General features: G+C 62.6%; 11 protein-coding genes. 3 read left to right on the top strand and 8 right to left on the bottom strand.

Features of this window, described 5'->3' with window-relative positions; all coding sequences use genetic code 11:
* Positions 1-52: 52 nt before the first annotated feature.
* The 8 genes from SGN16_RS17400 to SGN16_RS17365 all read right to left on the bottom strand — a co-directional run bounded on the left by SGN16_RS17400 (position 53) and on the right by SGN16_RS17365 (position 10,079).
* Positions 53-1,732 carry an APC family permease gene (locus SGN16_RS17400; protein WP_335945703.1) on the bottom strand — a complete coding sequence of 560 codons (1,680 nt, stop codon included), beginning with the start codon at positions 1,730-1,732 and terminating at the stop codon, positions 53-55.
* 77 nt (positions 1,733-1,809) lie between these two features.
* Positions 1,810-4,152, bottom strand: coding sequence for a DUF1989 domain-containing protein (locus SGN16_RS17395; protein WP_335945702.1), 2,343 nt, complete (start codon positions 4,150-4,152; stop codon positions 1,810-1,812).
* A 15-nt stretch (positions 4,153-4,167) separates the two neighbouring features.
* Positions 4,168-5,535, bottom strand: coding sequence for an NAD(P)/FAD-dependent oxidoreductase (locus tag SGN16_RS17390; protein WP_335945701.1), 1,368 nt, complete (start codon positions 5,533-5,535; stop codon positions 4,168-4,170).
* Positions 5,536-5,556: 21 nt separating this feature from the next.
* A complete protein-coding gene (gene purU, locus SGN16_RS17385) occupies positions 5,557-6,423 on the bottom strand; it encodes a formyltetrahydrofolate deformylase (RefSeq protein WP_210639237.1) in 867 nt (288 codons plus the stop codon).
* A 29-nt stretch (positions 6,424-6,452) separates the two neighbouring features.
* The gene (locus tag SGN16_RS17380; RefSeq protein ID WP_210639236.1) at positions 6,453-7,583 is read right to left on the bottom strand and encodes an aminomethyltransferase family protein; all 1,131 of its coding nucleotides are present in this window, start codon (positions 7,581-7,583) and stop codon (positions 6,453-6,455) included.
* Positions 7,584-7,617: 34 nt separating this feature from the next.
* Positions 7,618-8,631, bottom strand: coding sequence for a DUF3445 domain-containing protein (locus SGN16_RS17375; RefSeq protein ID WP_335945700.1), 1,014 nt, complete (start codon positions 8,629-8,631; stop codon positions 7,618-7,620).
* A 9-nt stretch (positions 8,632-8,640) separates the two neighbouring features.
* A complete protein-coding gene (locus SGN16_RS17370) occupies positions 8,641-9,570 on the bottom strand; it encodes a PDR/VanB family oxidoreductase (protein ID WP_335945699.1) in 930 nt (309 codons plus the stop codon).
* Positions 9,567-10,079: a dimethylamine monooxygenase subunit DmmA family protein gene (locus SGN16_RS17365; RefSeq protein WP_335945698.1), complete on the bottom strand. Its 513-nt coding sequence runs from the start codon at positions 10,077-10,079 to the stop codon at positions 9,567-9,569. Before SGN16_RS17365 ends, SGN16_RS17370 begins: the two co-directional genes overlap by 4 nt.
* A gap of 289 nt (positions 10,080-10,368) precedes the next feature.
* On the opposite strand from SGN16_RS17365, the gene SGN16_RS17360 reads away from it, so the two are divergent.
* Genes SGN16_RS17360 through SGN16_RS17350 form a run of 3 tightly spaced genes read left to right on the top strand, consistent with a single transcriptional unit; the run spans position 10,369 to position 12,853 of the window.
* The gene (locus SGN16_RS17360) at positions 10,369-11,448 is read left to right on the top strand and encodes an ATP-binding protein (protein ID WP_335945745.1); all 1,080 of its coding nucleotides are present in this window, start codon (positions 10,369-10,371) and stop codon (positions 11,446-11,448) included.
* Complete coding sequence (locus SGN16_RS17355; protein WP_210639231.1) at positions 11,417-12,088, top strand: response regulator; 672 nt, start codon at positions 11,417-11,419, stop codon at positions 12,086-12,088. The genes SGN16_RS17360 and SGN16_RS17355 overlap by 32 nt, the downstream gene beginning before the upstream one ends.
* The gene (locus SGN16_RS17350) at positions 12,089-12,853 is read left to right on the top strand and encodes a PAS domain-containing protein (protein ID WP_210639230.1); all 765 of its coding nucleotides are present in this window, start codon (positions 12,089-12,091) and stop codon (positions 12,851-12,853) included.
* Positions 12,854-12,904: the final 51 nt, after the last annotated feature.

Genomic DNA, 12,904 nt, shown 5'->3' with positions numbered 1-12,904 from the left:
CCGAGGCGTCGTTGCGCCTCGATGATTAGCGAAGATCTGCAAGCAAGGGTGTTCAGACTACCAACTGATGGCTGCCGTACACCACAAGAACACCTGCGATCAGCGTGAGGTAAGGCAACCAGCCAGCGCGTTTCTGACCCGTATCGGCCTGAACGTAGAGATCGTTAAGCATGGCTTCGGGGAAGTGCCCGTTGTCCTGCACATAGTGGCGGTAGCAGAACACCGGCAGGATCAACAGCGCCAGCAGCAGGCCGGTCATCAGGGTTCCCGCGCCCCAGATATCCGCGCCCAGCCCCATGCAGGCCAGGTTGACGAAGCTCAGCACGCCACCGGCTGCCAGGAGCACGGTAGGGGCTTTGTACGGGCGTATCCAGTCGGGACGATCCAGACGATGGATCCAGCCAGCGTTGAGGTTGAGGAAGTTGAAGATGATGTAGCTGACGTTGGAGGCCGCGAGCACGAAGACGTAGTCGGACATCAGCAACAGCAGCAGGTTGAAACACAGGTCGGTCCACATCGCCGCGGTGGGTGCGCCGTGGTCATTGGTGCGGCCCAGGTATTTCGGCAGCCAGCCATCCACCGACGCCTGGTACAAAGTGCGCGACGATCCGGACATCGACGTCATGATTGCCAGCAGGGTGGCCAGCACCAGCATGATCAGCACGATGTTGGCGACCAGTTTGCCGCCGCCGATACTGTCCGCCATCACCTGGCCGACGCCCATGCCGCTGTAGATCGCGGGCGACAACAGGCCACTGTAGACCGCCGGCGAAACCACTGCGCCGCTGGCGTCCAGCACGGCCGGTGTGACCAGTTGACCGAGGCCAAGGCTGCCTTGAAACGCCAGGGGCACCAGGGTGAACACCAGGATGCACAGCAGGCCCGCATAGAAAATCGCCTTGAACGTGTCGCGCTTGGGGTCTTTGAATTCCCGGGTGTAGCACACCGCCGTTTCGAAGCCGTAAGTGGACCATGCGGCCATGAACAGACCGCCGGCCATCAGCGTCCAGCCGGAAAGATCCCAGGGCCCATCGATCACTTGTCCGGCGGCATCATGGGCCAGAGGGTACAACGGCAGGAAATTGGCCTGGGCCGCATCGCCGGTGAACAACGGCACCACACCCACCAGCAGCAAGGGGATCAGTGAAGTCACGCCGAGCACCAGGGTCAGACGCGCCGAGCGCAGAATGCCGCCATGCTGCACGGCGAACACCGTCAGCAGGATCAACAGACCGATGGCGAACGTCGCATTGATCCGCAACGACAGGCCGCTCTTGATCCAACCCAGATCGAGCAGGGTCAATTGCCAGGTATTGATCAACGCGTCGGCGGGAAACAGTGCGGTGAGTATGTATCCGGCTGCCAGCCCTGAGCCGATCGACAGCACCGGCGACCAGGCCAGCCAGTTGCACCACACCGAAACCGGTGCGATCAGCTTGCTGTAACGCACCCAGGCGACCGCGCCATAGACCGAGGCGCCGCCGGATTTGTGCGGGAACAGCCCGGCGATTTCGGCGTAGGTGAAGGCTTGGATAAACCCGAACAGGATCGACACGATCCAGACGATCCACGCCGGTTTGCCCACTGTGGCGGCAATCGCGCCGATTGAAAACAGCACCAGCGCGGGCACGCCACTGGCAACCCAGAAAGCCCCGCGCCAATCGATCTTGCGGTGCAGGCTGCCAACTGAGCTGGCGGCCTGCGGTACGGTCTCGAACGTAGTCGCTTCCATCTTCGTATTCCCATGTCTGAGTAGCGGAGTAGTGGGGGCAGTCAAAGTCAGGGTGGCGCCCAGGTCCGTCTGGTCGATCAACTGCGCACCCGGCTCTTTTGCGGGTCGTAGAAAATCGCTGCGGTGACCTCGGCGCTGATGCGCTTCTGCAGGCCATCGACTTTGCCGATCTCAAGCATCGTGCCGACGTCGGCGCAGGCCACGTCGACCCGGCACAGCGCGATGTTGCTGGCCAGCAGCGGCGAGCGGCAGGCACTGGTGATGACCCCGACCTGGGCCCGGCCGCGATACACCGGGTCACCGTGGTGGGCGCCTTCGTTGCCACTCAGTTGCAGGCCCACCAGCTTCTGGGCGGGGTGGGCACTGCGCCGCAACAGCGCATCGCGGCCGATGAAATCGTCGGTTTTGCTGTTCATCGGCACGCAAAAGCCGATACCCGCCTCGAAAGGATCGGTCTGGTCGCTGAACTCGTAGCCGGCGAAAATCAGCCCGGCTTCGATGCGCAGCATGTCCAATGCTTCCAGACCCAGCGGCACCAGGCCCAGCGGTTGGCCCAGTTGCCAGATCCGATCCCAGACCCGCTCGGCATCTTCGGGCTGGCACCAGACTTCGTAGCCCAGTTCGCCGGTGTAGCCGGTGCGCGAGATCATCAGCGGGCAGCCGTCGTAACCGTCCAGGCGGCCCACCAGGAAGCGGAACCAGCCCAGGGTTTCCAGGCTCGGTTGGGTCGGTGGGGTCCAGACCATCTGTTTGAGCAGTTCACGACTCATCGGGCCCTGGACGGCCAGGTTGTGAATCTGCTCGCTGGCGGATTTGATCCAGACCTTCATGCCGAGCTTTTGCGCCTGTTCGCGCAGCCAGACCCCGGCGTAATCCTCGCCGCAGATCCAGCGGAAATTGTCCGGGCCCAGGCGCAGCAGGGTGCCGTCGTCGAGCATGCCGCCGTGTTCGTGGCACATCGCCGAGTACACCACTTGACCCACCGCCAGGCGCCGCACATCCCGGGTCAGGCAGTACTGCAGCAAGGCTTCGGCGTCGGGGCCGAGGATTTCGAATTTACGCAGGGCGGTCAGGTCCATCACCGCGACGCGTTCACGGCAACCGAGGTATTCCTCGATGGCGCCATAGCCGTCGTAGCGCAGCGGCAGCCACCAGTTGCGGTAGTCGGCAAAGCTGCCGGTCAAGGCGCTGGTGCGTGAATGGAACGCGGACTCACGGGTGAGGATCGGGTCGGCATCGGCCGTGGTACGAGTGCTCATGGCGATGGAAAAACGCTCCTTTTCGCTGTAGATACGGACATGGATATCGGTTGGGTTCCAGCCGTTGGCCGGGTCGATGTCATCCGGGCATGAGGTGCTGCCACACAGCAGATCGGTCATGGCCTGCAGCAGCACGTAATCGCCGGGCCGCGACCAGGGCTCGTCCAGCGTCATCTGCTGGTGGGCGTCGATCCCGGTGTTGAAGAACAAATTGATCGCCGGCCAACCGCTGCGAGCCTCGACCCCGTGGGGCGCCAAGGCCCGGCTCAGGTTGTCGCTGCAGTTGTCGTGCCCGAAGTAGCCATGGCTCTCGTAGTAGCGCGCGGCGCAGGCCAGGGCGAAGGAGTCGTGGCGGCCGACGGTGTCACGCACCACCTCCAGCATCGGTTGCATCTGCCGGTCGAAAAACTTCGAGAACAATCCCGGTGCCGGGTAGGCGCTGCCGTTCAGGGTGCGGGTGACGGTCTGGTCCAGGTCCAGTTCCAGGCCGCGATCCAATGCCCGCCGATCGAGGGCGACGAAGTCCGAGCATTGGCGACCGGCCACGTCCAGCACCTGCACGTACTGCCCTTTGCCGACCGTGTAACTGTGGGCGGTGCCGGCGTGAATAGTGAATTCATCGAGCAGCTCGCCCAACGGTTCGGGTAATGCCGGGAGCAGCAACGATGAGGGATTGGCCCGTGTCACCCACAACCGCAGTTCGCTGGGCCGGTACTGCCGGTCGACGGACGTGGGGCCCGCGGGCGCGGCGACAATCACCAACAGTTCATCGCTGGCGACAAACTGACGACTGAAGTCGGCAGGGCTGTCCTCGTCCCAAAGTGAAGCGGCACTGGGTAGTTGGTACGGATCAACGCCGCGTCGGCGCAACGCCTGGTGGATTCGTCGAGCTTGCAGGGTCGGTTCGGCGAGCCGTGCGCCGATGAACCCGCAGGCCGCCGAACCGTTCAGTGCCCAGGCCGCGAGGGCGCTGCGACCGAGCGTATCCATGGCCAGCAATTGGCAGGGTTGCCGGCCTTCAAGGTCGATCACTTGCAGGCTGTCGCCGGGCTGCAACGCGACAAGGGTCAGGCTGCCGGCGACCACTCGATAGCGTTCCAGGTCCGGGACCCGGGCAAAGAGTCCGGGCTCGCGCGGATGGGAAACACGAGGTGCGTTCATGGTGGCGCTCCTGGGTCAACCGATTGACTTGACGGACATCGGCGGCTCAGCGAGGTACGCCGCCATCGAGTCGTCCAGTGCGTGCAGCCAGGGGGTGTGGTGCGGCGGTGACTGGGTTCCGGTCATCAACGAGCGATAGGACTTGTCGCGATAACCCATGATGTTTTCCGCTTTGTCGTGCTTCCAGTGCAGGAAGGTTTCATTGACGGCGGCGATGTCGAAGTTCGGGTAGTCGGTGGCGTCCACCAGGTGCTGGATGTAGGCGCCCTGGTATTCGAACATTTGCTGGTTGGTTTCCAGTGTCTGTTCCCGTTCGTGCCATTGCCGGCTGTCGGCGATCATTTCGGCCTGGTCGGGCAGTTGAATACGCCCCAGGATGACATCGCGGGCGTACCAGGCTTGCGCGTCGAACATGTTGAACGAGTACCACTGGTCCTGCATGCCGAGGTAGATCAGTTGCGGGTTGGGCTCCCAGAAAATGCCTTTGTACAGATTCATCGGCCATAGCCGGTTATCGGTCTTGAGGCACAGTTCGTCCGGCAGGAAGGGGAAGTGATGTTTGTAGCCGGTGCACAGGATCACCGCATCGATGTGCTTGTGGCTGCCGTCGATAAAGTACGCGCGGTTTTTTTCCAGGCGCTGCAACAGCGGTTTTTCTTCCCAATTGGCGGGCCAGTCATAGCCCATCGGCGCGGTGCGGTAGCAACTGGTGATGCTGCGGGCGCCATATTTGTAGCACTGGGAACCGATGTCTTCGGCAGAATAGCTGCTGCCGACGATGAGCAGATCCTTGCCCTTGAACTCCAGCGCATCGCGGAAATCATGGGCGTGCAGGACGCGCCCGCCGAACTGCTCGAATCCGGGGAAGTACGGCATCTTCGGCGTCGAAAAGTGCCCGCAGGCGTTGATCACATAATCGAACTCTTCGCAGGTCTGGGTATCGCTGCCGTGGTCATGGGCGAGCACCGTGAAGCGGCGAGTCTCTTGGTTAAAGGCGACCTGGCGCACCACGTTGTTGAACCGGATGTAATCCCGTACCCCGGCTTTTTCGACGCGGCCCTTGATGTAATCCCAGAGCACTTCTCGCGGCGGGTAGGAGCCGATGGGGCGGCCAAAATGTTCTTCGAAGGTGTAGTCGGCGAACTCCAGGCATTCCTTCGGGCCGTTCGACCACAGGTAACGGTACATGCTGCCATGCACCGGCTCGCCGTTCTCGTCCAGACCGGTACGCCAGGTGTAGTTCCACATGCCGCCCCAATCCTGCTGCTTTTCAAAGCACACCAGTTCGGGAATGGCGGTGCCCTTGTCGCGGGCTGACTGGAAGGCGCGAAGTTGAGCCAGGCCGCACGGGCCGGCGCCGATGATTGCTACGCGTAGTGTCATGAGCGTGCCTCCTGAAGGGTTTCAGCGAAAGATCACTGTCTTGTCCTGGTTGATGAACACCCGGTGTTCCAGGTGGTATTTCAGGGCTTTGGAAAGGGCGACGGTTTCGGTGTCGCGGCCGATGGCAACCAGCGAGTCGGGCAGGTGCGTATGGTCGACGCGCTGGACTTCCTGTTCGATGATCGGCCCCTCATCGAGGTCGCTGGTGACGTAATGGGCGGTCGCACCGATCAGCTTCACGCCCCGGTCATACGCCTGGTGATAGGGTTTGGCGCCCTTGAAACCGGGCAGGAACGAGTGATGGATGTTGATGGCCCGACCGGACAGTTGCTGGCACAGACCATCGGAGAGAATCTGCATATAGCGGGCGAGCACCACCAGGTCGGTCTGGGTGTCCTCGACAATGCGCATCAGCTCGACTTCCTGACTGGCCTTGCTGTCCTTGGTGACCGGCAAATAGATGAAGCGAATGCCTTCGCGTTCGGCCATGGCCCGCAGGTCCAGGTGATTGGAGACCACCGCAGTGATGTGCATGTCCATCTCGCCCTTGCGGTGGCGGTAGAGCAGGTCGGTCAGGCAATGGTCGAACTTGCTGACCATCAGCAGCACCCGGGTCGGCTGGCTTGAGCAGAACAGTTGCCACTGCATGTCGAAGCCGCCGGCCAGGTCGCCCAGGTCTTCACGCAGTGCGCCTATATCGCCGGTCACGCCGGTGTTGAAACGAAAGACCGCGCGCATGAAAAACTGCCCGGTGAACTCGTCGTCGAATTGCGCAAGCTCACTGATGTAGCACTGTTGCCGGGCCAGGCAGGCGCTGATGGCGGCGACGATGCCGGACGCCGCCGGGCAGTTGATCTTGAGAATGTAGTGTTCGTTGGAGGTGTCCATCGAGGGCTCCGATGCAAAGTGGTAGAGGCTCAGCCCTTGGCCGTGCGCTTGGTTTTTTCCGGGTCGTCGAAGGGAAGGGCGTGGGTCACCGCGGCGCTTTCCTGGCTGCCACGCACCTGCAAGGCAATCCCGGGAACCGCGCAGGCGACGTTCATGCGGGCGATGGCCATGGAGCGTTTGCTCAGGCGCGAATACATGCCGCAGGTGATCACCCCGACTTGCTGGTTGCCCTGCCACAGGGTGTCGCCCGCCTCGGCGGCGCGCACACCTTCGAGCAACACGCCGGTGATCTTGAAGCGTTCCTGGCCACGCAACCGGAAGTGCTCCTCGGCGCCACGAAATTCGCGTTTGTCTGGGGAAACGGTGAAATCCAGGCCCATTTCCCACAAGGTGTCGCCAGCCTTCTGGTCGGCGAAGGGGTACATCTGTGAGTTGTCGTAGGGAAAAAACATCAGCGAGCTTTCCACCCGTAACCAGTCCAGGGCGGTGAAGGCGCACGGGATGATGCCCATGTCCGCGCCCTGTTCGAGGATGTTGTCCCACAGCGCCGGGGCATCGGCCGCCTTGCAGAAAATCTCGTAGCCGCGTTCGCCGGTGTAGCCGGTGCGAGAGATCATCACCGGGCGATCGAACAGGCGGGTTTGCAGGTGATGGAAATAGGGCAACTGACGAATCCCGGGGACGTGCTCGGCGAGAAAGTCCACCGCCAGCGGCCCTTGCAGCGACAGGTCGTGCAGGTCGTCGTCGAACAACACCGCCACTTGCCGGCCTTGGGATGAGCGCACCAGCATTTCGTGACCGCTGCCGGCACCGTGGACCACCATGAACGCGTTAGGCCCGGTACGGTAGACGATGCAGTCATCGACGAACTTGCCTTCCTCGTCGAGCATCGAGGCATAAACCGATTTGCCGGGGTAGAGCTTGGCGATGTCGCGGGTGGTGGCCCATTGCAGCAGGCTTTCGGCATGGGGGCCGACGTAGTGGACTTTCTTCAGCCCGGAAACGTCCATCAGCCCGGCGCGGGTGCGGATCGCTTGATGGTGATCGGCCAGGTCGCTGGCATAGGTCCAGGCAGTGCCCATGCCGTTCCAGTCTTCCAGGTTCGAGCCGAGTGCGCGGTGCCGTTCGGCCAATGCAGAAATACGCCATGAATGAGCCATGTGAGGATCCTTGTCGGTGAAAGTGGGTCAGGGTTCAGGCCTGGTCGAAGCGGCTCAGCCACTGGACAAGGGTCTGTCGGTAGCGGCTCATGCCTTTGTAGTCGGCGATCGGCTCGGGCAGGTCGCGCAGCACGCGGTGCAGGCGGCAACCCCAGCCGGGTTGAGTGACCAGTTCGTCCATGCTGATCAGGTAGGTGCGGATGCTGAACATCACCGCGTTGCTGCGCGGCAGGCGGGCCATCACTTGCAGCTCGACGCGCAGATGAACCTGCTGCCCGACGTTTTCGGCGGTGATGCGGCCGCGGTCGGCGCCCCATTCATGGAATGTCTCGGGCGAGGAGTCCAGGCGCGGGTTGATCGTCAGTGTCCAATTCAGGCGCCGCACCGGTTGGCCCACTTGCAGGTTGAGCAGGTACTTCAACGCGCGGTCGAACACGCCCATCTGATGGGCCATGGGCACCGGTGAATGCCACTGCTTGAAGCTCATGCCGGCGTCGAAGGCCAGGGACCAGTCGGCCGGGCTGGTGACCAGGCCGGCGTCCATGTACAGATCGCCGTCGCGCTGATCGAGCAGGGCGAAATCGCCCTGCACCTGGCGGCCGATGAACTCCAGCGGCTCGCAGGGCAGGCTGCTGGCGTCACCGAACACAAAGTGCTGATCGATATTGAGCAGCGTGTTGTGCCAATGCCAGTGATCACCGTCACGCGCTAGCCGGAACCACTGCGGATAGTCAGTGGCGAGGTGTTCCATGAGCATCTGCAGCGCATCCCAGGCGGCCACTTGCATGTGCGGCATCACCAGATAGCGGCGCGGATCCTTGTCCAGCACAAGGGCGCGTTCGGCCATTTCCGAACGGTAGTGTTCGTCGATATCGAAGCCGTGCTGGTACACCGAGCCCGGATCCCGGGAAGTCGCCGGTTCGATGTTCACCGAGTACAGGTAGCTGTCCTCAGTGAAGGGAAAGGGAAAACGGCGGATGGCCGCGGGGCTGTTGCGAAAACTGAAGTCGTCTCGGTAACTCTGCACGGGGCTTGATTGAATGGTCATGGTCGACTCCTAAAGATCCAGCGAAACGCAAGGGCCGCAGCCGCGGGAGACACAGGGCATGAGGTATTGCGCCTGCTCGGCGGGGCTGAGAAAGCTGTCGCGGTGTTCGATTTTTCCGCCCAGGTGGCGGGTCATGCATTGGCCACAGACGCCGCCGCGGCACAGGTTGGGAACTTGCACTCCGGCGGCTTCCAAGGCCTCCAGCAGGCTTTGTTCGCCACCGACCCGCAGGCGTCGGCCACTGCGCAGCAGTTCCAGGTCAAAGGGCAGGCCCGGCTTTGCGGCATTGAAGGCTTCCCAGTGCACCCGGCCGGGCGGCCAGCCGAGGGCTCTGGCTTGTTGCCGAACCGCATCGAGCAACGGTTGCGGACCACAGGTGTAAACGTGGCTGCCCAGCGGCCGATCCCGCAGGATGTGGTTCAGCTCCGGGCGGCAGGCGTAGGTGTGCAGTCGCGATCCCAGCCGCTGTTGCAACTCCTCGACATAGGCATCGCTCAGGCCCGGGCGATAGAGGTAATGCAACTCGAAGGGGGCTTGGCTTTGTTCCAGGGCCGCGATGTAGGCCATGAACGGCGTGATGCCGATGCCTCCGGCGATCAGGATGTGCAGGCCAGCGGTGGAGTGCGGCGCGAACAGATTGGCCGGCGGTGAAATTTGCAGCGTATCGCCGACCTGGACGTGCCGATGCAGGTAGTGCGAGCCGCCGCGGGAAGCTTCCTGCAGGCGTACTGCAATGCGGTAATGCCGATTGTCCGCAGGGTCGCTGGTCAGCGAGTAGGCATTGCGCACCTTGCCTTCGGTCAGTGGCAGGTGAACCTGCACATGACTGCCGGGGGAGAATCCTGGCAATGCCCCGGTGCAAGCTTGCAAGGTGAATTCACGCACCACCGGCGTGAGCATTCTTGCCGCACTGACCCGCACCTCAAGAGCGCCGCTCATGGCCTTACTCCGGCGTAAGGCTGGTCGGGGTTGCTGCAGACGCCGAGGTAGGCTCCCAGGCGTTGGGAGAAGTGTTCGCGCACTTCCAGCCCGACGTCGCAACCGATGCAGGTCAACCGCGGTTCCGGTCCGGCAGCCTGGGTCAGGCCACAATGCACGCAATACACCAGGCGCGGGCCGGCTAGCGTGCGGGTGATGTCGATCTCGGCATTTTCCAGTCCGGCGCTGCGGGCCTCGGCGTGGATGCGCCAGATAAAGGCCTCGTCGCCCATGATGTACAGATGGCTGCCGACGGTTGCGTTGACCAGCGCCTGATGCAAGCGCCGGGCAAAGTCGGCGTTCTCGCCGTTCAGTACCAGGGGCTGTTCCAGTGTTCCGACAAAGGGGGAGCAGGCGGCCGCCGATTGCATGACCACGATGTGCCGGGTGACGCTTTCACGAAGCAGCGGCTGGCGATAGCGCGGAAGGCTGTGAAGTCGGTCCGGGGCGGCGCAGTGTCTATCCGTCATGTGGGCTTTCCTGGCTGTTCCGCGCCTGTCGAAGGGCGGGGAAGGTGGCGTTGGACTGGAAAAATGTTTCCTGTTGGGGAAGATACTTTCCTATGGGGAAAATCTTCTCAATCCGGAAAAAGGGCTATGTCTTTGGAGATAAGCCTTGTGCGACCCCCGATCGGGGCATGGAAGTTGCTGGTCTTTGCTCAGGGCTGAGCAACCGGACGGGGAGTTATCCATAGTGCGACTACGACCGCAGTGGTGGCCGCTCTGGTTGGGGCGTATCCGCCCCGACCAAGCGCGCAGCGTGCGAAAACTACTGGCAGGATTGCCCTTGTGTCAGGCGCACGCTGAAGGTGCCTTGTCGGGTTTCCTGGACCGTTTCGAAGCACTGCTGCCCAACTGCAAACTCAATCTGATCCTGGGCGGCGAAGACCTGGGGCCGGCGCGGCGCGGACTGCTCGAAAGCTGTCAGGGCGTTGCGCGCTGCCCTTGGCGTGACGCGACCCTGGCTGATACGGCGCAGGCCTGTGGCGCTTGCCGGCAACGGGGTGTACATCGCCTGCTGTGTGCCTTGCCGCAAAGTGACGACTCGGGCAAAGGGCTGTTGCTGCTCGATACCCCCCAACCGGTCCATGCCAGCTGGCGCCTGTTGCTGGAGGAGGCGGCGCAGGCGGTGGGCATCACCGTGCGCTTGCGCAGCTACACCCGTGAGCAACAGCGTAAACAGGCCACGTCCCGGCACGGCGCGTTGGCCCGTGAGCTGCACGATTCGGTGGCTCAGCAGCTGGGTTACCTGTCGTTCCAGGCGCGTTTACTGCAGGCGCAGGTGGGCGAGCCGGAGCAGGCCAGTGCCGGCTTGCAGGAACTGTGCGTCGGCTTGAGCCAGTTGCAGCGCCAGGTGCGCGAGTTGATCACCAACGCTCGCCTGACCATGGACGGGCGCTCGCTGCGCCAAGCCCTGGCCGACTCCATCGCGGAGTTCTCGCGGCGCTGCATCATTGTGTTCGAACTGGACAATCGCCTGGCCGACGATGCCTTGAGCCCGGGCACCGAACTACAGGTTTTGCAGATCATTCGCGAGGCACTGGCCAACGCGGTGCGCCATTCCCATGCGCGGCATGTACGCATCGAGTTGCGGCAAAACCAGGACGGTGATGCCTCCATTTCGGTGGAGGACGACGGCATCGGGCTCAGCCCGGCGTCAGGGGAGCAAAACCACTTCGGCCTGGCGATCATCCGCGAGCGTGCCGCGAGCATCGGCGCCCGGCTGACAATTGAAGCGATCCGTCCGCACGGGGTCCGCGTACACCTTGGCCTCAGCCGCCACCAAGACCTGCCACAGGGGAGTTTCGATGGACTGCACGACCTTATTACTGATCGATGATCACCCATTGTTTCGCAAAGGCCTGGCGCAGCTGTTCGATGCCAGCGACGACTTCGAAGTGGTGGGGCAGGCGGCCAGCGGTCGCGAAGGCATCAACCTGGCCGTGAGCCTGGCACCGCAGCAGGTCTTGCTTGATCTGCACATGCCCGGCTTGAGCGGTTTGCAGGTGCTCGACGAACTGCGTCAGTTGCGCCTCGACTGCCAGGTGGTGGTGCTCACCGCGTCGATGGATCGCGCCGAGCTGTTGACGGCCTTGCGCCTGGGCGCCAGTGGTTACGTGCTCAAGGAAACCGAACCCGATGCGTTGTTGAGCTACATGCGCAATTGCCACAAAGGCGCGATCGTCCTGGATTCAACCCTGGTTGCCCTGTTAGCCGACCAGGCCGAGTCGGTTAGCCGGACCATCCACGATCTGGACCTGCCAGACACAGGCAACCTCACCGAGCGCGAGGGGCAGACCCTGGCCCTGATCGGCGCCGGCATGAGCAATAAACAGATCGGTCGGGAACTGGGGATCAGCGATGGTACGGTCAAGATCTATGTGAGGAATCTGTTGCAGAAGTTCAGCCTGCACTCCCGTCTGGAGTTGGCGGCGTGGGTGCACAACGGCGCGTCAGTGAGACACGAGGAGCGTCATTAGATGATGGAACGACCAGAGGCATTTGTGCAGACACTGCCCGTGCACCTGATGGACCGCTTTCCGGCGGCATTGCTTGAACTGCGCGACAGTGGTCAGATTGCCCAGTTCAACCTGGCCTGGGTCGAGCTGATGGATCTGCCAGACGCAGAACGCAACCTTATTGACTATGTGCACCACGAAGACCGGTCGTTGTGGCGTCAGGCCCTGCATGAACTGCGTCGGCGCCCAGAAACCTCCTTCAACCAGCGGCTGCGTTTTGTTCACCCTTCGGGGGAACTGCGCTGGTTCGAGGTCAGCCTGAAGCGCGGAGCCCAGGGTTTCTATCTAGTGGCCGGCGACGTCACTGCGCACAAGCGGCGCGAGATTGCCTTACAGGCGAGCCAGCGCAGCAGCATGAGCCTGCTCGACAGCATGCCGGGGCTGATCTATCGCGGTCGCAACAACCGCGACTGGACCATGGAGTTCGTCAGTGCCGGTTGCCTGCAACTGACCGGGTATCCGCCGGAGCGGCTGGTGGACAACCATGAATTCACCTACAACAGCCTGATCCTGGCGCAGGATGCCGATTACGTCTGGCGCGAGGTGCAATATGCCTTGTCGCGGCAGGAACCGTTCGAACTCAATTACCGGATTCGCTGTGCCGATCAGTCGATCAAGCATGTCTGGGAAAAGGGCGTCGGGATCTATGCCGACACGCGTGAAGTGCTGGGTATCGAGGGGGCGATTTTCGAGCGTAGGGCGGGTCAGCCCCGAACCGATGGGTGACGGCAGATACGGTTTGCTTTTTGAATCCCGGAGCCCTTTGTAGCGAGGGGA

This window comes from Pseudomonas sp. G166 (assembly GCF_037027455.2).
Taxonomy (GTDB): Bacteria; Pseudomonadota; Gammaproteobacteria; order Pseudomonadales; family Pseudomonadaceae; genus Aquipseudomonas.
Note: the sequence above shows the minus strand (reverse complement) of the source record. Positions and strands in the feature narration are given on the sequence as shown.

Coding starts and splice junctions, on each gene's coding strand:
- SGN16_RS17400 (WP_335945703.1), bottom strand. CDS start 1,732: ATGGAAGCGACTACGTTCGAGACCGTACCGCAGGCCGCCAGCTCAGTT.
- SGN16_RS17395 (WP_335945702.1), bottom strand. CDS start 4,152: ATGAACGCACCTCGTGTTTCCCATCCGCGCGAGCCCGGACTCTTTGCC.
- SGN16_RS17390 (WP_335945701.1), bottom strand. CDS start 5,535: ATGACACTACGCGTAGCAATCATCGGCGCCGGCCCGTGCGGCCTGGCT.
- purU (WP_210639237.1), bottom strand. CDS start 6,423: ATGGACACCTCCAACGAACACTACATTCTCAAGATCAACTGCCCGGCG.
- SGN16_RS17380 (WP_210639236.1), bottom strand. CDS start 7,583: ATGGCTCATTCATGGCGTATTTCTGCATTGGCCGAACGGCACCGCGCA.
- SGN16_RS17375 (WP_335945700.1), bottom strand. CDS start 8,631: ATGACCATTCAATCAAGCCCCGTGCAGAGTTACCGAGACGACTTCAGT.
- SGN16_RS17370 (WP_335945699.1), bottom strand. CDS start 9,570: ATGAGCGGCGCTCTTGAGGTGCGGGTCAGTGCGGCAAGAATGCTCACG.
- SGN16_RS17365 (WP_335945698.1), bottom strand. CDS start 10,079: ATGACGGATAGACACTGCGCCGCCCCGGACCGACTTCACAGCCTTCCG.
- SGN16_RS17355 (WP_210639231.1), top strand. CDS start 11,417: ATGGACTGCACGACCTTATTACTGATCGATGATCACCCATTGTTTCGC.
- SGN16_RS17350 (WP_210639230.1), top strand. CDS start 12,089: ATGATGGAACGACCAGAGGCATTTGTGCAGACACTGCCCGTGCACCTG.